16 protein-coding genes and 3 pseudogenes are annotated in these 19633 nt (G+C 40.0%); 9 read left to right on the top strand and 10 right to left on the bottom strand.

Annotated elements, in window-relative coordinates; genetic code table 11:
* Positions 1-124 precede the first annotated feature (124 nt).
* From FTU58_RS12310 to FTU58_RS12290, 5 genes and pseudogenes are all read right to left on the bottom strand, one after another.
* Positions 125-832, bottom strand: a pseudogene (locus FTU58_RS12310) (SDR family NAD(P)-dependent oxidoreductase); the annotation flags it as partial.
* 11 nt (positions 833-843) lie between these two features.
* A pseudogene (gene lpdA / locus FTU58_RS12305) lies at positions 844-2193 on the bottom strand (dihydrolipoyl dehydrogenase); the annotation flags it as partial.
* Between the two features lie 61 nt (positions 2194-2254).
* Positions 2255-3790 carry a 2-oxo acid dehydrogenase subunit E2 gene (locus FTU58_RS12300; RefSeq protein ID WP_180040954.1) on the bottom strand — a complete coding sequence of 512 codons (1536 nt, stop codon included), beginning with the start codon at positions 3788-3790 and terminating at the stop codon, positions 2255-2257.
* A 1-nt stretch (position 3791) separates the two neighbouring features.
* Positions 3792-4811, bottom strand: a complete 1020-nt coding sequence (locus tag FTU58_RS12295; protein WP_136143937.1) for an alpha-ketoacid dehydrogenase subunit beta — start codon at positions 4809-4811, stop codon at positions 3792-3794.
* A 15-nt stretch (positions 4812-4826) separates the two neighbouring features.
* Positions 4827-5789, bottom strand: coding sequence for a thiamine pyrophosphate-dependent dehydrogenase E1 component subunit alpha (locus FTU58_RS12290; RefSeq protein WP_180062501.1), 963 nt, complete (start codon positions 5787-5789; stop codon positions 4827-4829).
* A 342-nt stretch (positions 5790-6131) separates the two neighbouring features.
* On the opposite strand from FTU58_RS12290, the gene lipA reads away from it, so the two are divergent.
* On the top strand, positions 6132-7106 hold the full coding sequence (gene lipA, locus FTU58_RS12285) for a lipoyl synthase (protein WP_180062500.1): 975 nt from the start codon (positions 6132-6134) through the stop codon (positions 7104-7106).
* 259 nt (positions 7107-7365) lie between these two features.
* Positions 7366-8457 carry a transcriptional regulator gene (locus tag FTU58_RS12280; protein WP_180062499.1) on the top strand — a complete coding sequence of 364 codons (1092 nt, stop codon included), beginning with the start codon at positions 7366-7368 and terminating at the stop codon, positions 8455-8457.
* 150 nt (positions 8458-8607) lie between these two features.
* Here FTU58_RS12280 and FTU58_RS12275 read toward each other — a convergent pair whose 3' ends face one another.
* Positions 8608-9783, bottom strand: a complete 1176-nt coding sequence (locus FTU58_RS12275) for a Fic family protein (protein WP_104851951.1) — start codon at positions 9781-9783, stop codon at positions 8608-8610.
* 203 nt (positions 9784-9986) lie between these two features.
* On the opposite strand from FTU58_RS12275, the pseudogene FTU58_RS12270 reads away from it, so the two are divergent.
* Positions 9987-10175 (top strand): annotated as a pseudogene (locus FTU58_RS12270) (IS110 family transposase); the annotation flags it as partial.
* A 117-nt stretch (positions 10176-10292) separates the two neighbouring features.
* Here the strand turns inward: FTU58_RS12270 and FTU58_RS12265 are convergent.
* Both FTU58_RS12265 and FTU58_RS12260 read right to left on the bottom strand, forming a co-directional pair.
* Positions 10293-11480 (bottom strand): phosphotransferase enzyme family protein, encoded by a 1188-nt coding sequence (locus tag FTU58_RS12265; RefSeq protein ID WP_180062498.1) that lies wholly within the window; start codon positions 11478-11480, stop codon positions 10293-10295.
* A 92-nt stretch (positions 11481-11572) separates the two neighbouring features.
* The gene (locus FTU58_RS12260) at positions 11573-12154 is read right to left on the bottom strand and encodes a hypothetical protein (RefSeq protein WP_180062497.1); all 582 of its coding nucleotides are present in this window, start codon (positions 12152-12154) and stop codon (positions 11573-11575) included.
* Positions 12155-12351: 197 nt separating this feature from the next.
* Here FTU58_RS12260 and umuD point away from each other — a divergent pair, with 197 nt between their 5' ends.
* From umuD to FTU58_RS12240, 4 genes are all read left to right on the top strand, one after another.
* Complete coding sequence (gene umuD / locus FTU58_RS12255; protein ID WP_180062496.1) at positions 12352-12966, top strand: translesion error-prone DNA polymerase V autoproteolytic subunit; 615 nt, start codon at positions 12352-12354, stop codon at positions 12964-12966.
* A gap of 43 nt (positions 12967-13009) precedes the next feature.
* Complete coding sequence (locus tag FTU58_RS12250) at positions 13010-14305, top strand: Y-family DNA polymerase (protein ID WP_180060046.1); 1296 nt, start codon at positions 13010-13012, stop codon at positions 14303-14305.
* A gap of 112 nt (positions 14306-14417) precedes the next feature.
* On the top strand, positions 14418-14726 hold the full coding sequence (locus FTU58_RS12245; protein WP_096902348.1) for a transcriptional regulator: 309 nt from the start codon (positions 14418-14420) through the stop codon (positions 14724-14726).
* Entirely contained in the window at positions 14723-15037 is a 315-nt protein-coding gene (locus FTU58_RS12240) for a DNA-binding transcriptional regulator (RefSeq protein WP_004973819.1), read from the top strand. Before FTU58_RS12245 ends, FTU58_RS12240 begins: the two co-directional genes overlap by 4 nt.
* A gap of 180 nt (positions 15038-15217) precedes the next feature.
* On the opposite strand, the gene FTU58_RS12235 is transcribed toward FTU58_RS12240, so the two are convergent.
* Positions 15218-17425 (bottom strand): OsmC domain/YcaO domain-containing protein, encoded by a 2208-nt coding sequence (locus FTU58_RS12235; protein ID WP_179988966.1) that lies wholly within the window; start codon positions 17423-17425, stop codon positions 15218-15220.
* A 294-nt stretch (positions 17426-17719) separates the two neighbouring features.
* Between FTU58_RS12235 and FTU58_RS12230 the strand changes: the two genes are divergently transcribed.
* Together FTU58_RS12230 and FTU58_RS12225 are read left to right on the top strand one after the other, a co-directional pair.
* Positions 17720-18067: a carboxymuconolactone decarboxylase family protein gene (locus FTU58_RS12230; RefSeq protein WP_004973824.1), complete on the top strand. Its 348-nt coding sequence runs from the start codon at positions 17720-17722 to the stop codon at positions 18065-18067.
* Between the two features lie 30 nt (positions 18068-18097).
* The gene (locus FTU58_RS12225; protein ID WP_178319301.1) at positions 18098-18727 is read left to right on the top strand and encodes a class I SAM-dependent methyltransferase; all 630 of its coding nucleotides are present in this window, start codon (positions 18098-18100) and stop codon (positions 18725-18727) included.
* Positions 18728-18836: 109 nt separating this feature from the next.
* Here the strand turns inward: FTU58_RS12225 and dsbG are convergent, their stop codons facing one another.
* Entirely contained in the window at positions 18837-19595 is a 759-nt protein-coding gene (dsbG, locus tag FTU58_RS12220) for a thiol:disulfide interchange protein DsbG (RefSeq protein WP_180062495.1), read from the bottom strand.
* Positions 19596-19633: the final 38 nt, after the last annotated feature.

Genomic DNA, 19633 nt, shown 5'->3' with positions numbered 1-19633 from the left:
GATAATCTTTTTCAGATTCAATCAATAATTGAACCGCTCTTTCTCTGATTTCAGGGGTATATTTTGGTTTTGTCATTGGAACATTCTCTCAAGAAAGTTGGTCTCCGACAAACCCGGTACGGTTCACTAATGCAGCCACGTCATCTGGGGTTTCAGCACGTCCTAAAGCAATACCATCTACATATTTTTTATACGTTTGACCAATTGGTGCACCTGTAATTTCAGAGAACCGCTGATCTATTTCGACCCACATGTCTGTACCAACAACACCCGGACAATAACTATTTACAGTAATTTCAACACTGGCATATTCTTTAGCCGCAGCTTGCGTCAATGCACGAACTGCAAATTTAGTTGCCGAATAAACACCGAGTAAAGCAAAGCCTTCATGACCTGCTATTGAGCATGCATTAATAATTTTTCCAGCCTGTTGGCGTTGTTTAAATTTATTTGCTGCGGCTTGAATCCCCCAAAGTACACCACCGACATTGATGTTCATAATTTGGTTAAATTCACTCGGCGTTACTTCTGCCAAAGCTTTGACTTGTGCAATACCTGCGTTATTAATCATGATATCAAAACCATTAAGTGTCGATTCTGCATGATTAATAGCGTCAATGATTTGTATTGGATCTGAAATATCCGCAATAAATGTGGTGGCTTTTACGCCAAAGGCTTCAACCTCTTGTTGAACAATATTTAACTTTTCTTGGTGAAGATCGACCAATCCAATATGAATACCTTCTTGTGCTAAACGTAAGGCAATACCGCGTCCAATACCTTGTGCCGCACCCGTAATTAATGCAACTTTATTGTTTAAACCTCTAGGCATGTTGCGACTCCTTAAATATGGATTGCACGTTGCATCGCCGACAAGACCGACTCATGCATCGCCTCAGACAAAGTAGGATGAGGGAAAATGACCTGCGCTAAGCTTTCATCTGTAGCTTCTAGGTATTTCGCGATGGCAAACCCTTGAATGTGTTCGGTGACTTCATGTCCAACCATGTGAGCACCCAACAATTCACCTGTTTCCTGACTAAAAATGGTTTTAACAAATCCTGCGCTATCGCCCAAAGCCAATGCTTTACCATTCGCTTGTAAAGGAAACTTACCCACATTGATATTCAAGCCCGCAGCTTTCGCTTTCTGTTCTGTCAAACCAATACTGGCCACTTGCGGATGGGTAAAGATACAGCCCGGAATTTGTGTACGATCTAAAGCATGTACATGACTTAGGCCTGCAATTTTCTCCACACAAAGAATGGCTTCGTGACTGGCTTTGTGTGCCAAACACGGCGCGCCTGCAACATCGCCAATTGCATAAACGCCCACAACATTGGTTTTACACCATGAATCGACTTTGATAAAACCATTCTCAAGTTCAATGCCCAAAGCTTCTAGGCCAAGATTTTCAGCATTCGGTTTCACGCCAATTGCTGAAAGTACCTTTTCAACGCTAATGATTTGCACACCTGTGGCAGTTTCAATATGACAATGTACTTGAGCCTGATCAGTTTCTATTTTTTTTACGGTCGCTTCGGTTAAAACCCGTATACCCTGCTGTTCAAATTGCTTTTGCACATACTTGGCAACTTCAATGTCTTCGCTAGGGAGAATCTGCTTGGCAATATCAACCAAGGTGACTTGGCAGCCTAAGTCTTGGTATAGGCTTGCAAACTCACTGCCTATAGCACCCGAACCAATGACCAGTAAAGATTTTGGTAATTGTTCTGGAACTAAAGCCTCTTTATAACTCCAGACCTGATGGCCATCTACAGGAATATGAGGCAAATTGGCCGCACGTGCACCTGTTGCGACAATAATATGCGGTGCAGAAATCTGCTGTTTTTGACCATTCGCATCTGTCAGCTCTAATTGCTCTTTGGCAATAAACTGGGCTGCCGCGTTAAAAACAGTGATTTGATTTTTTTCAATAATTGACCGATACCTTGCACGAGTTGCTCAGAAACCTGTCTGCTATGATGGACCAGTTTTTGAATATCAAAATCAATCGCGTTAAGCGTAAAGCCAAACTGCCCTGCATGTTTGAACTGCTGCGCAAGCACAGCCCCGCTCAATAATGCCTTGGTTGGAATGCATCCCCAATTAAGACATACTCCGCCTAAGTGTTGTTTTTCAACGATTGCCGTTTTTAATCCCAGTTGCGCTGCGCGAATCGCAGCGACATATCCTCCAGGACCAGCACCAATAACCACAAGATCAAATTGTGTATCTGACATGACTATTCCTCCTACACCAAAATTAATGCAGGATTTTCGACAAACTGCTTAAATGCCGATAAGAATTGAGCACCCAACGCACCATCAATGACACGATGATCACAAGACAATGTTGCGGTCACCATTTCACGAACAACAATCTCATCATTTTCAACGACAGCACGTTTCTCTGCTGCACCTAAGGCTAGAATTGCACCTTGAGGCGGGTTAATAATGGCATCAAACTGTTGAATACCAAGCATGCCTAAATTGGAAATACTGAAACTGCCCCCTTGAAACTCATCAGGTGCCAATTTTCCAGTTTTGGCACGTGTCGCCAGATCACGCATATCATTGGAAATTTGCGCCAAAGATTTACGGTTCGCTGCTTTAATAATTGGCGTGATCAGTCCATTTTCGATGGCTACAGCAACCGAAATATCAGCCTGTTCAAACTGTAAAATCTGCTGATTCTCTTCATCAAACTGAACATTAACTTGTGGAACTTTAATCAGTGCAGCAGCAGCAGCTTTAATCAGCATATCGTTAATGGACAGTTTGACTTGCGGTACAGTACTGTTAATTTGCTGACGCAAAACCTGAACCGACTCAACATTTAAGTCTATCGTTAAGCGAAAATGTGGTGCATTGCGTTTTGCCGCTTGTAGCCGTGCAGCGATTGCTTTACGCATACCATTCATAGCTACGGTGGTGAATTTTGCAGACTCTGTTGGATGCGCATACTCAGTATGTTGAGCTTGTACAGGATTTTCCCGTTGATATACAGCTTCAACATCTTCCTTACAGACTCGTCCACGTGAACCTGATGCGCGACAATCATGCAAATTAATGCCCCATTGTTTTGCCAAACGGCGGGCAACAGGTGTCGCTAGAACATAACTGTCATCTGCTTTAGATTTCGCGGCTTTCGTGCTGGCTTGATGACGTACATCTGGCCAAGAACCACCAGCAGCTTGAACTGCGGCCTGAATATCTTGAACACTGATACGGCCTTCACGTCCAGAACCCGTAATCTGAGCCAAGTTTACATTATGCTTTTCAGCCAATTTCAAGGCATGTGGCGTTGCAAAAATATCATCGCTTTGTTGGTAGCCTTGTAACGCAGCAGGAATAGAATATCCGCCCTGAGTCACCGCTTTTGATCCATTACCAACACTGTTCTGTTTAGGAGCAGCTTGTACTTTGGTTTCAACTTGAGCCACATCGACTTTTTCAGGAACCGCTGCTACCGCTTTATTTTCAGTTACAGCAGGTGTTCCCCCTAAAGACTGTGCAAATGCTTCAACTTCTGCATCGGAAACTTGAGCGTCTGCACAAATTGCAATGATTCCACCTACGACAAGGGTATCACCATCTTTAGCAATAATTTTTCGTAGCAAGCCATCGAAAGGCGCTTCTAGAACATTGACGATTTTTGTGGTTTCAATTTCACAAATTTCCTGTCCTTTACTAAATTGCGTACCTTCCTGAATCAGCCATTGGGCAATCGTGCCCTCTTCCATGGACAAACCCCATTTTGGGATTTCTAAGGTTTTAATTTCGCTCATCCTAAGCCTCCAACGTCTTACGTACAGCCTGTTCGATGCGTTCTACACTGGGTAGCCATTCTTTTTCTAATACTGGCGAAAATGGTACGGGTGAGTGTGGTGGAGTGACTAACTCGATTGGTGCTTTAAGATAATGAAAGCCTTTCTGGGCAATAAGCGCAGCCACATCATGTCCGAAACCACAACGTGCTGCTGATTCATCTACAATCACCACACGACCTGTTGAAGCCACTGACTCTAAAATGCCATCTTCATCTAATGGTGAAATGGTTCTAGGGTCAACCACTTCAACCGAAATGCCTTCTTTTGCGAGCTTATCAGCGACTTCATTGGCACGATGCACCATCAAGCTTAAGGCAATAATGGTGATATCTGTGCCTTCACGGGTGTAATTTGCGACACCAAAAGGAATAGTGTAGGACTCATCTGGCACTTCGCCCTTAATGTCATACAATAATTTGTGTTCACAAAAGACCACTGGGTCGTCATCTCGAATGGCTTGAATCAACAACCCTTTCACATCATAGGCACTTGAAGGCACCACCACTTTTAAGCCTGGCACTGAGGCAAACACGTTATATGGCGACTGAGAATGCTGCGCTGCTGCGGAAAAACCTGCACCGATCATGCCTCGTACAACGAGTGGCGCTTTGGCTTTGCCGCCAAACATGTAGCGAAATTTAGCTGCTTGGTTATACAGCATGTCATAACACACGCCGTAAAAATCCATAAACATTAAATCTGCCACAGGTCTTAAACCCGTTGCAGCAGCACCTGCCGCCATACCAATAATCGCTGATTCTGTAATTGGCGTATCAATGACTCGTTCAGAACCAAATTCAGTCCATAAGCCTTTGGTTACACCAAGTACACCGCCAAAACCTTCCAGTTTATTGTCATCGGTATTTTTGCCACCATGCCCACCACGAACATCTTCACCGACCACAATGACACTTGAGTCTCGGCGCATTTCTAATTCAATTGCTTCTTTAATCGCGTTTCGATAACTTTTATTTGGCATTTTTCTACTATTCCTTTAGTAAGAGACGTAAACATCAGTAAGTAACTGAGAGACTTCTGGGTACTTAGCTGCGCGTGCTTTTGCAACGGCATCGTCTACATTGGCTTTAGACTGAACGTCAATCGCATTGAGCTTGGCTTCGTCAATTTTGTCTTTGACTTTTTCGCGGAATATTTTCAATGGATCTTTATGTTCTTTGACATAATCCAGTTCTTCTTTGGAACGAATAAGTCCCGGATCACCTTCAAAATGTCCATAAAAACGGTTGGTTACTGTTTCAATCACACTCGGGCCTTCACCACGGCGGGCACGTTCAATGGCTTTTTGTGCAACTTCATACACAGCAAAAAAGTCTGTTCCATCTACTTTTTCAGCGGGTAAGCCAAAACCTGCTGCTCGGCCTGCAATGTCTTTACTGCCTACGGCATAATCATGTGCAGTACCTTCACCAAAACCGTTATTTTCAAAAACAAAAATGACAGGAAGCTTTAACACCACAGCCATATTCATTGCTTCAAAAGTTAAGCCCTGATTTGACCCGCCATCACCAGTAAATGACAGACCAATACCACCATTCTTGAGTGTTTTAGCACTTAAAGCTGCCCCAATAGCCAAAGGTGGACCACCACCTACAATACCGTTTGCACCGAGCATGCCTTTATCTAAATCCGCAATGTGCATTGAGCCGCCTTTACCACGACACAAACCATCATCTTTACCAAAAATTTCTAGCATCATGGCGTGAATGTCACAGCCCTTAGCAATACAATGTCCATGTCCACGGTGTGTTGATGTAATGAAGTCCTTATCTGTTAAATTTTCGCAAATCCCTACTGCAACAGCTTCCTCACCGCTATAGAGATGGATGAAACCAGGGATATCACCTGTATTGTTTTCATCGTGAAGTCGATCCTCAAATTCACGAATGTCGCGCATTCTTTTGTATGCTGCTAGCAATTGCTCTTCCGTTAATTGCATATATTTGTTCCTTATTCACTACGCTTAAAAGAAAATCCAAAATTGAATAATTGGATTTTTAAATCGTATATTTATATAAGAATATTTTTACTTAATTTCATATTAGACTAAAAAAATATAATGCATAAAAAGATGAGATAAATATTAAAAACAGAAGGTTATGAAATTAAAAATTTTTGTAAAATTTTACAACAGCTCAATCACATACAAAAACAAACCTTTAACCAACCTTTGTTTTATATGATAAGTTTTTTGCCCTGTTTTAATATTATTAATGCATTTAAAGCAGTTTATTTAATATCAGGGTATATGTTAATTATTTTAAACGACGGAGTGTTTGAAATGGATTTAAATAACACAGTATTAACTGGAAAGAAGCTACGTGGCGCTGAGAAAATGGCGCGTATTCCGATTAAAGTTGTTCCAACGGAAACGACACCGAAAAAGCCAGAATGGATTCGGACTAAAATTAGTCAACCCGAGGAAGTTCAAATCATTAAGGATTTATTACGACAACAGAAACTACATACGGTTTGTGAAGAAGCGGCCTGCCCCAATTTGCCGCAATGCTTTAGCGGAGGGACTGCAACGTTTATGATCATGGGAGATATTTGTACTCGCCGCTGTCCATTCTGTGATGTCGCACATGGTCGTCCTAATATCCTAGATCCTAATGAGCCAAAGCATCTGGCTGAAACAGTCAAGAATCTAAACTTAAAGTATGTCGTGATTACTTCTGTTGATCGAGACGACTTAAAAGATGGTGGTGCACAGCATTTTGCAGATTGCATTCGAGAAATTCGTCAAACCAGTCCAGAGACTCTGATAGAAATTTTGGTTCCTGATTTTCGTGGTCGTGCAGATATTGCCCTGAAGATTCTGAGCCAAAACCCACCCGATGTTTTTAATCATAATATTGAAACCGTTCCACGTCTGTATAAAGCCATGCGACCAGGCGCTAACTATAAGCACTCATTGGATTTACTCAAAAAATTTAAACACTACTGTCCCGACATTCCAACCAAATGCGGTTTGATGGTCGGTTTAGGAGAAGTTGAGGCTGAGGTTATTGCGTTATTAAATGATTTGAAAGATTATCAAATTGATTATGTCACAATCGGCCAATACTTACAGCCATCCAAGTCTCACGCGCCAATTCATCGCTTTGTTACATTACAAGAGTTTAAGCATTATCAAACTCATGGAGAACGCTTGGCGTTTAAAAATATTTGGAGTGCACCGTTGGTACGATCAAGTTATTTTGCTGACCGCCAGTATTATGGTGAGGTTGTACCTGCCCCATATATACGTGAATGACTTTTCATTATTTACATGCTTCATTGATAAATATGACAGTTACGTTTATTAACATTTCAGATGGAAATAGTCATTTTCAGCTCATAAGAACACTTTTAAAGTAGCTCAAGGACTGGTAAAGCCAAAAGATCTAACTTAACCAAGCAAAGAAAAAAGCATTTAAAATCGAAGCAAGAAGAAATGACGTAAATGACTATAAATTTTGAAGCTCATTTCTAAAGTTTGAAAATATTACAGTCTCATCATAAAGGAATATGATATGAACCTGTTCAATACACCACCTGCAAAAAAGCTGCAAACGACGCATTTAATTAATCAAACTACTGTGCATGCTGCCCCTGTTTTAGCATTGCCTCAAGAAGATAAAACGTCTTTATTCCGCCGTTCTATTCAGCATAATTATGCAGATTTACTCAAAATAGCAAATGATTCAGATATGGCGATTGGTCTTACAGATCATCACGGGACTCTCTTGTGGACATGGAGTAGTTCAGCGATGCTTTCTTCTGCTGAACAAGTTCATTTTATTGAGGGCGGACATTGGTCTACACAGGCAGTTGGAACCAATGCGATTGGTATGGCGTTAAACAGCCAAATATCAAGTTGCGTCTATTCTCATGAAAACCAAATGGACAGTGTTAGAGATTGGGTTTGTTATGCCGCACCGATTTGGGACCCAACATCGGGACAATTTCACGGCATTATTAACCTTTCTACAAAATATAAAAAACATACGCCTTTAGGGTTGCTCGCAGTTGAACGCTGTGCAGATTTAATACAGCGTGCCATAAAATTTGAGCAGCAAAATTTTTTGTACATTAAAGCGCTAGGTTCACCTTGGGTTCAATTTAATGGGCAAACTTTAAACTTGAGTCACCGTCAAATTGAAATACTTTGCATTTTAGCTTTGAATCCCCATGGAATTGGCTTAGAAGAGTTACACTATGCCCTTTATGGTGAGCGTAGTGTCAGCCTAAAAACCCTAAAGGCTGAGCTTTCACAACTTCGTAGCCTATTACCTCATTCAATTGAAGCTCGCATTTATAGGCTTAGCTGTGAAGTCCAATGTGATTTTTTACGTGCTGAACAATCATTAAATGCAAATCTTATTTCCAGTACATTCTCACTATATAAAGGTAGCTTTCTCTCTAAATCAGAAAGCCCTTTACTCAGCACTTGGAGACATTGTTTTGATGCCCGTTTGAGCCAGTTGATCTATCAAATAAAGGATATCGATCAGTTATTAAGAATTATTGGGCAGACACATGACCGAATTGATGCTGTACAGCGTTTATTAGAGTTATTACCACAGGACAGTATCCACCGTAATTATTTTTCAAATCTGATTTAGATTTGATCTGTTGCTTCAATTCTAAAGTTTTATTGTGAAACAGATTGAAAAGGAAGCTTGATTTTCATACTCCTTTAATGAGAATGTACGATCAAGTCTGAACTAATACAGAATATCGCTTATAAAGCTTATAAATAAGCTTTTAGTTGTTCAAACAAGTGAGACCACCTCTTTTTGAGTAAACTTTTCTTTATCAATTTTCAGCACGTAGCGGGTATTACGCCCACCACCTTCCAGTTTATACAGCACATCGTTTTCCAAAAGCTCGGTTAGGTGACGTGTTGCTGTAGCCTTACTTACTCCAGTGAGCTTTTGATACTGTGAAGCATTAATTCCGAGAGGGAAATCATTCTCTTCGCCATTGAGTAAACGATTTAAAACTTTATTCTGGGCTTCATTGAATTCGATATGAGAATAAGTGCTCCAAAATTTCGCTTTAGTGATCGTTCGATCAAGTCGTAGTAAAGACCTATCGATACTTTTTTCTAAGGTGTTTAAAAACCAGACCAACCACTCATTGATTGTATAAGTATCATTCTGGCATTTCTCAAGGACCTCATAATAACTACTACGATTTTCATGAATGGCCACGGACATAGCATATAAACGGATACTTTGGTGATCCATTTGAGCTAATGCTAAATCTGTAATAACACGCGTAATACGACCATTACCATCTTCAAATGGATGTAATGTCACAAACCAAAAATGAGCAAGTGCAGCTCGCAATAACGGATCAAGCATTACATCTTCTCTAGAACTATTGAACCATTCTATAAATTCATTCATTAGTCCCTGTAAATGCTCTCCACCCTCAGGTGCTTCAAAGTAAACCTTGGTAGTAGTACCATAAAGAGAACCACCAACAACCTGCATTGGTGCCTCGTTATCACGAATTTCTCCTACTTTGATTTTTTGCGCAGCATAATCAAAGCGTTCTATAGTTTGAAAAAGCCAGTTATGCCATTGTAATAAGCGCTCCATTGTTAATGGCGCATTATGATTGCTCACTGCATCCATCATGATATTGGCTAAACCTTCATTTTTATCTTGAATGGGTGCAGGATTTTCTTCTGTTACCCCTAAACGCCGAGCTAATGAGGATTTGAGTGAACGAACATTCAACTTCTCATCTTCAATGAGTGAGGATGCGACTAGATTTGTGAGCAGTGTATCTAATGGTAATGCCTCAGCTTCTGGTGATACTTTGCTCTCTCCGACTAATTGACCTATCTTCTTATGAATTAAACGTAATTTTACTGTGACAAGTGCTTCATCCCATTTAAATTTAGTCCAGTTTGCTTTTTGCCATACCCATTTTTTCATAAGCATTCCCCCCTACTGCATGAGTCTATTGTAACACCTATTCGGCTCATTTAGTGAGGAGCTATTAATTCAGTTATTCAGCTCATTTATGACTATTGACCTAATAAAACCTAGATTGTGAGCCGAATAATTGGCTTAAACAGCTCATATAATGAGCCAAATATACAGGTTATTCGGCTCATTTACTTCTTTTAGCCATTAGGTTGGTTATGTCAGCATTAACAGCGATTAAATATAATCCACACATTGAAGCTTTATATCAACGATTATTAAGCCAGGTTAAAAATAAAATGTGTGCTTTAGGTGCTGCAATGCGCAAGCTTATACATCTGTGTTATGGCGTTTTAAAACATCAGACTGCCTATCAAAGAGATTATTTATTGGTCGAATAATATCAAAACCTGATTGACTACCAAGACGCTATCTCATCTCAGAATATTGAGTCTCCGACAAACCTGGTACGGTTCATCTTGCATTAAAAAGTAGTGATAGGCATTTAGCTGTGCAGATTATGACAATTCGCGTTGAAGGAAGCGAGTAAAAGTCTGGGTAAATTGCTGTCCTTGCTCTGTAAAAAACCAATTTACATGTCCAACAATCCAATCATAATAAGCAGCATCGGCATGTTTCAGGTTTTGGGTAATCCCGACAAAATATTCCAGTTCTGAAAATGCGAAATCCAAATGCACAATTTTTAGCAGTTCTGGCAAAATACTAAAGTCTTGTTGTGGGTGTATTTCTGCACAATACGCTTGTAAAAACGCGCTTAAACCCGCTTCATCAACATTAATTTGTGACGTATGTTCTAAAGCCAGCCAATCTATAAAGTTACGCTCAATCGTTATCGCAAGGTCGTACAGCGCTGAATTTCGATCCGATAAGCCAAAATCAATCACCGCTGTAATATTGGCATCGGCACTTTGCGTAGACCAAAACAAATTGGAAGCATGCAAATCATTATGTGTCCAAATTTTAGTCGCCTGCTGCAATACATGCTTAATTTTACGATGCGTCTGGAATATGCGCTCTAAAAAAACAGCATCTAAGTTTTTATCGGCAAAATAACGACTCAATTCAGGGCTATTATCAATACGTTGCTGAATAGCCGTTACAATACTTTCACTTTCTAAAAGCTGCTGATTCGAGACCAAATAACGAGCCGATCTGCCGTGTAACTCAGGAAAATCCTGCATGGCGATATGCAGTTTAGCAAGTAAACTTCCAACTTTGGCTGCATGCTCGGTATAGAAAAAAGGAGTCCAAGATTGCTGATCGACATATAAATCAAAGCCTACTGCTTTTTCATAGACCTCATACGTCCAATCCCCCATCTCTAAAGCTGTCAGGCCGCAATTTGAGGCAATCAATGTGGCAACTGGAATGTCTTTACTGGCTAAATGTTGCAGGAAGGCATGCTCTTGCAAAATATCTTGAGCATTGCGAAATGAACGATGGCTACGCTTAATGAAATATGAGTGAAGATTTATTTGACCCGTGTTAGATAAAACCTGCGTAACTTCAACCAGTACCGCAGAAGAAAATGGACGTGGACTACACCACAGAATTTGAACGTTACCTTGCAAACGTGGGTAATGCAGTTGCAGGCGGTGTAATTCTGGAACTGTAATATGGGCCCAATCTTTATTTTCCCAGTCGCTCCCCATGCCATGACCTAAATCATGCGTGATTGTGGTCATTTGAGATATTCCTAAACCTGATCAGCATTGTGCAATCGTATATTCCCTATAATCCATCCAAAATAACTACTTTTAGATGGATGCACTCCAAATTAATTCACGATCTTTGCCTGCTGCAAGCGTAAATTGACGTCGTCTATAATCTGATCTAAACCAGTGTCATAAGCCGCTTCACTCACAAAAGACACCATATTTTGCGTGACTTGCGGTAAATTGTAATCTGCATACCATGACAATGAATTCACCTCTATTTCACGCTCACCTTGTAAAATCACAAATCTTTTTTGCATCCAAGCCTGTAAATTTTCACCCGTATAAGCATCATAGAAAATAATATCGGTCAGATAAAAATCTTTCATCATATAAGAATAGGTCACACTATTTTCTTCAGGCTCATAATTAAAAAAAGGTGTTGTGGTGAGATGAAACTCAACTAAAAATTGACGTTTTAAACGATAATTTTGGTATTCCGCTCTGACTTTGATCGGACAACTGATCTGTGCAAAGTCAATTTCATGTTCGGAGTTTTGTTTAAAATATTCAGCCAAAGAGAACACCTGATGTTTAATGAAATCCTGCATTAAAAACTCAGGTTCAAGTTGTGAATTGATTAATCCCAACAGTAAAGATTCAACTTCTTCTTTCGTTAAATAAATGTCTTCAACAATATGCATACTCATCTCTAAATTTACTGCTGCGATAGAAAAATCCTAACGGAAAGCCCTATGTTTGTATAGCTATGCAAAAGTAGAGTTCATTTCTATTCAGTGGCGAATCACCTAATCAGATTGAATCTTGATCACAATTTCAGTTATGCTATCAACACATCAAATTTCACTTCAAACACGCCTTGTTGCGTAGGAGTCATCTCATGTCCAAGAAGTTACCTATTTACTTCTCTGATGCTGCTTGGTCGTCATTACAAAAAATTATGGGTACTGAAGGCAAGCCTAGCCCAACCTTAAACTCCATTCTAGAGCAGATGGAACTGCTGAATAAACAAGACTTTCAGCCTGTTTGCAAACGTACCGTTTTACCGCTTCCAGTTGCCGTCGAATCCATTCCTGCAGGCTTTCCCTCTCCTGCCCAAGACTATATTGATAAAAATATTGATCTGAATGAGTATCTAATTTCCAATGAAAATGCGACCTTTTTAAATGTGGTACGCACCACATCTATGATTAATGCCGGGCTTGAATACGGCGATATTGTATTGGTAGATCGCAGCAAAGAAGCCAAACACCGCAGCATTGTGGTTGCATTAATCGACCAAAAAGACCTGACTATTAAACGCTTGATGATTACAGCCAAAATGTCCAAAAGTGAATTGGCTGAACATTTTGGTGAAGACTACGACCCTGCCACTTTGCCCGAAGCTTGGCTCAAGGCAGAAAGCCCCGACTACGACAGCATTTACCTGAAAGATGGGCAAACTTTTGAAGTGTTTGCTGTGGTCACGTGGAATTTGAAAAACCTGATGGTTTAAACACCACAATAATGCATAAAAAAGCCGAATAAGTAAAATAGTCATGAAAGCTTTAGAGCAAGTTTTTGCGCTCATTGACATTAATAATTGTTATGTGAGCTGTGAGCGGTTGTTTCAACCACACCTGAATCATCGTCCTGTGGTGGTGCTTTCCAATAACGATGGCTGCGTGGTGTCACGTTCCGAAGAAGCCAAACGACTTGGCATTAAAATGGCTGTGCCCTTTTACCAAGTTCAAGAATTAATTCAACAACATGATGTTGCGGTCTTTTCAAGTAATTATGCGCTCTATGCAGAAATGTCCAGACGTTTTAATAATATTATTCAAGAATTTGTCAGTGCCAAAGATGTTGAAATTTATTCGATTGATGAAACTTTTATTGAGTTGAGTTCATATTCTCAGCGCGATTTAAACGCACTTGCACAGGAAATTAAAACAACCTTGTGGAAATGGCTGGCTCTTCCTGTTTGTGTTGGTATTGGTCAAAGTAAAACTGAAGCCAAACTAGCCAATCATCTTGCTAAGCGAAACCGCTATTTCAACGGCGTATGTAATTTACTGGATATGGATTTATGCAGCAAAGAAGCCTTGTTTCAACACATTGATGCCGCTGAAGTCTGGGGTGTGGGACGCAAAAACGCTAAAAAATTACAATCATTGGGTATCCGTTCTGTATTTGATCTAGCAACAAGCAATCCAGACCAAATGGAGCGCCAATTTTCTATTTTGATGAAAAAAACCATTCTTGAACTCACAGGTACAGCATGTATTGAACTGGAGCACAATACCGTAAGTAAGCAGCAAATCATCAGCTCACGTTCTTTTGGGCAGCGTGTAACAGATATTCATGCGCTTTCAGAAGCTTTGAGCGATTATTTACAATCTGCTGTGCAAAGGCTCAGAGCTGAAAAAAGTTTATGTGGTTGTATGATCATTTTTGCGCAATCTAACCGTTTTGATCCGCGCCAAGTTTTTTACAATCAATCGGTCACTATTGCTTTCAATGAGCCAACAGATTCTGCTTTGCTCATGAATAAGGCCATAATGAAGCATGTGACAACGCTTTTTCAAGAAGGTGTTGCCTTTAAAAAATGTGGTGTGATTTTAACGGGACTTGAACCTAAACAAAGTTATATTCACGACCTGCTTGCAGATACTGACGCCATTGAAAAACAGGAACAATTACAGCAAGTATTAGATACGGTGAAAAGTAAATTTGGTATGCAAAAACTCGCCATTGGTGCATGTAAATTGCAAGATCGAACTTGGGCGATGCAGCGCAGTCATTTAAGCCCGAATTATTTTAGTTGGGAAGGTTTATTGGCACTTGGCGATTAGCAGTGATTTGATTGGGTTAAAAAAAGCTCACAATATGAGACCTAATTTAATGCTTGAAAGTACTACAAAGTAGTATACAATTAAACACTACAAAGTAGTATAAAGGTGTTCGATGTATACCATCTGTGAGACTACTTTTTTTACCAATGAATATCCCTACTATTGGACTGAAGAACAATACAATGACTTTAAAATTTTCATTGCTGAGAACCCTACAGCAGGAGATGTAGAACCTGGTACTGGCGGCGTTCGTAAAATTCGATGGGGTGGAAAGAGTAAAGGTAAACAAGGTGGTGTTCGTGTAATTTACTATAACCGTTTAGCAAATGGCGAAATTTGGTTATTGACCTTATATAGTAAAGACACAATTACCCAACTTGAGAAAAAGACACTTAGACAATTAGCGGAGTTACTGAAATGAGTCGTTTATTAAGTGACAAAGAATTGGAAGCTCGAGAAGCAAAACGAGACTTAAATGTTGAATTATTAGAAGGCGTTAAACAAATGCTTGCTAATAACGCAGCAAGAAAAACTGTGATCAATGAAACAGATGTTGCTTTAGCACGAAGAAAGTCTGAACTCACTCAAGATCAATTTGCTAAAATTTTAGGTATCTCTAAACGTACATTGGAATCTTGGGAGCAAGGTGTTAGAAGACCTTCAGGAGCAGCTCAATCACTGATTAAATTGTTTATTTTAGATCCTCAATTTGTTCGTGACCATCTCGCTTAAATGAAATAGCCCTCAACAACGAGGGTTATTATTTTGCCTTTCCTATAGCAACAGCAAATCTTAGATAGCATTTGAAATGCAACACCATGTTGTTGCCATAATACCTGACTCGGACTTTTAAAGCCGAGTCTTTTTCTTGGACGGTGATTCAAATCAGAACAGCGTTCTACTTCTGCAAGATTAGTCTTTATTCAGCCCAACAAACTTGGCACGTGCTTTATGCAGTTTTTTGTAGCTGTCGATTAAACGTAAATGACGATCTAAACCTTCAAGCTGCATATTGGTTTCGGTTAGACCATAGAAACGTACTGTGCCTTCAACAGAACCCATGACTGCATCCATACGTTCATTGCCAAACATACGGCGGAAATTGACAGCATAATCGGCAATATCCATTTCATCATCTAAAATAACTTCAAGCACGACATTCATACATTGATAGAACAAGCCACGTTCTACGGTATTGGTGTTGTATTGTAAGAATGCTTCGACTAAATCTTTAGCTTCTTCAAACTGTTCTAATGCCAAATAAATCAACAATTTTAATTCAAGGATAGTGAGCTGTCCCCAAACGGTATTGTCATCAAATTCAATGCCAATTAAGGTTTTGATTTCAGTATAGTCATCTAGCTCACATTCTTCCAAACGCTCAACTAAAGCTTCAAGTTGTGCATCATCCAAACGGTGCAGATTTAAAATGTCTTCACGGTACAGCAAAGCTTTATTGGTATTATCCCAAATCAGGTCTTCCACCAAATACACTTCTGAATAATCAGGGACTAAAATTCGGCAAGCAATCGCACCTAAATGTTCATAAATCGCCATATAAGATTCTTTGCCCATTTCTTCTAAAATCGCAAATAAAGCCTCAGCTTCTTCGACATTACTGTATTGACCATTGTTGGTGAAATCCCACTCTACAAATTCATGGTCTGCCTGCGCACTAAAGAAACGCCAAGACACCACACCACTTGAATCAATAAAGTGTTCAACATAGTTATTCGGCTCAGTTACCGCATTCGTGCTAAAGGTCGGCTGTGGTAAATCATTTAAACCTTCAAAACTACGCCCTTGCAATAACTCGGTTAAGCTTCGCTCTAAAGCGACTTTAAAGTTTGGATGTGCACCAAATGAAGCAAAGACACCGCCTGTACGTGGGTTCATTAAGGTCACACACATGACAGGGAATTGACCGCCTAAAGACGCATCTTTCACCAATACTGGAAAACCTTGTTCTTCTAAAGCCTGAATACCTGCCACAATGCTTGGATATTTTGCCAAAATTTCTTGCGGTACATCAGGCAGACTCATTTCTTCCTGAATAATTTCACGCTTCACTGCACGTTCAAAAATTTCAGATAAACACTGTACTTGCGCTTCTGCCAGCGTGTTGCCTGCACTCATCCCGTTACTTAAATATAAGTTTTCAATTAAATTTGATGGGAAATATACCGTTTCACCATCGGATTGACGCACAAATGGCAATGAACAAATACCACGCTCAGTATTACCCGAGTTGGTGTCATATAGATGTGTGCCCAGCAACTCATCTTCAGGATCATAAATTTCTAGGCAATACTCATCTAAAATTTCTTTAGGCAATTCACCATTTGGGCCAGGTTTAAACCATTTTTCATTTGGATAATGCACAAACTCGGCATTGGCAATCTCTTCGCCCCAGAACTGATCGTTATAGAAGAAGTTACAGTTCAAACGCTCGATGAATTCACCCAAAGCAGATGCTAATGCACTTTCTTTAGTTGCGCCTTTACCATTGGTAAAACACATTGGCGATTGCGCATCACGAATATGCAATGACCAGACATTGGGTACGATATTACGCCATGAGGCAATCTCAATTTTCATGCCCAAACCTGCCAAAATACCTGACATATTGGCAATGGTTTCTTCAAGCGGTAAATCTTTACCTGCAATAAAGGTCGCTTGAGATGAAGTCAAGTTCGGCATCAGCAAAGCTTGTGCATCGGCATCAATGCTTTCGACTTGCTCAATCACAAACTCAGGGCCTGTTTGCACGACTTTCTTTACGGTACAACGGTCAATAGAACGTAAAATCCCCTGACGGTCTTTTTCAGAAATATCTGCAGGCAATTCCACCTGAATTTTAAAAATCTGTTTATAACGGTTTTCAGGATCGACAATATTGTTTTGAGATAAGCGGATATTATCGGTTGGAATATCACGTGATTGGCAATAAACCTTCACGAAATACGCAGCACACAATGCAGATGACGCAAGGAAATAATCAAATGGGCCTGGCGCAGAACCATCGCCTTTATAACGGATGGGCTGATCGGCAATGACGGTAAAATCGTCAAATTTAGCTTCAAGACGCAAGTTGTCTAAATAATTGACTTTAATTTCCATGCAGGCACCTATTGTATGTGCCTACTCAGACACAAAATTATAAAATATTGATTTATAAGCCGAATCAAGAGGGAGAATAAGACTTAAAAAATGAGGTTTGAAGTCATCGCAACTATTTAACAGCGACTCCAGAATATGCGGCAACATTATAAAGTGATTTGGGTGAATTGATAATGCTATAAATACAGATTTACTGAATTTAAGCAAAGTTGCTAATTAATATATACAAACATAATATATTTAAATATATGGTATATTGTCTTTAGGTTCTAATCTGCTTGATGGTGAAACAACATGAAATATACCGAACTCACTGCTGAAATTTCGTCTAATATCAAATCCATTAAAGAACAATCTCCCGATTTACTTAAAAGCTTTAATGCCCTATCACAAGTTGCGATGAAAGACGGCGTAATTGATGCCAAAACCAAAGAGTTTATTGCGCTTGCAATTGGTGTGGCACAACGCTGTGATGGTTGTATCGGTTTTCACGTCAGAACTTTGGTCAAAATGGGCATGACTTTTGAAGAATTGAATGAAATTTTAGGTATTGCTGTTTATATGGGCGGTGGCCCATCACTCATGTATGCCGCAAACGCCGTGGCAGCATTTAAAGAGTTTTCTCCATCTACAGCCGAATAACAGCATCAAATTATTTACCGAGTCGAAACTATGTTAAATATCCATAATGAATGGGATGAACGCTACAGCCAACATGACCATATTTATGGTGAACAAGCCAATGCGTTCATTCAGGACATTACGCAAAAACTGTCTATTCACGGCAAAACTTTGGGCTTGGCCGAAGGTGAAGGTCGTAACTTGTTATATTTGGCCGCTTTGGCACAAGCCAATGGGCAAGCATTTGAAGCAGATTTGTGGGACTACTCGCAAGTTGCTTTAGATAAGGCCCAAGGCTATGCACAGCAACGTGGTTTAAGTCTAAATACACGAAAGCAAGATTTAAGTCAGGTGAATTGGCCAGCGAATCAATATGACAACGTGATTTGCGTATTTGGTCACTTTAACCCTGAAACACAGCAAAAAGTGTTAAATGGCGTGCGCGAAACTTTGGTCAACGGCGGTTTATTTGTTGGTGAGCTGTATTCTACTCGTCAGCTAGAATATAAAACGGGCGGCCCACGTGCAGTAGAAATGCTGTACGATCCTATCGAGTTTTTAAGCCATTTTAAACACGATCATCTGATTCATTTCTTTGTGGGCGATGTAGAACGCTCAGAAGGCAAACTGCATCAGGGCAAATCCCACGTCATTCAATTTGCGATTCGTATTCAGAAATAAAAGACTGAATCTTTTACATCAAAAAGCTTGCTCCAATGCAATTAGAGCAAGCTTTTTTGCGCTTTAGATTTGAATATTCAGTTAGATATTTGCTCGGAAATTTTTAAAATCACTCAAACACATCTTTCATAGATTTTGGCATTCCTTGTACCGACTGTAATTCGCCCTGTTTATTTTTCCAAAGCACAACAGGTGTGGCAAAGAACTCGTATTTATCCATCAGTGCCTGATTCTGTTCTAAGGTTTTTTCTACATGTACAGGCACAGTTTTTTGCTCGATCAGCTTTTTTTGTCCGTATTGACGATGGAACGCATTAAAGGTCTGCTGTGGGTTTTTCGCCATTAATAAAGTCGCGGCCTGCCCTTTGCTTTCAAGTCGGATCACCGCCACAATAATATGTCTTAACTGAACTTTGCCAGATTCTACCCACGGACGTGCCTGCTTCCAAAAGGTATGGCAATACGGACAATTCGGGTCTGAAAACACGTAGACAATTTTTTCAGCACTGGTTTGCCCATCCTGAATCCAAGTAGCGTGTTCCAGACTTTGCCACACATCTTCAAGTACCGACTTTTTCACATAACGGTCTAAAGCATCGACGGTTAAATTATTGCCTTGTGCATCAAACAAAGTGCCTACAATATAGTATTTCTGATCATTGGAAATAAACACTGTCGCAGGACTTTGTTCAATATGCCCTGCCCAACCTGTCATTTGTGCAGGTGCTTGAATTTGTTGCACAAACTTAAAACCTTCTTTTTCAATGTGCTGTTTGAGGTTGTCCTGTGCTTGCAGCATACTCACACTACTGGCAAGACTCATACCTATCGCCAGTTTCAGCATGTTATTTTTGATGTTTGATGTCATATTGATTGTCCTTAATTTTGGCTTCACGGCGGGTTTTC

The organism is Acinetobacter sp. YH12120 (genome assembly GCF_013418795.1).
Classification (GTDB): domain Bacteria; phylum Pseudomonadota; class Gammaproteobacteria; order Pseudomonadales; family Moraxellaceae; genus Acinetobacter; species Acinetobacter towneri.
This window is presented reverse-complemented; position numbering and strand designations above follow the sequence as displayed.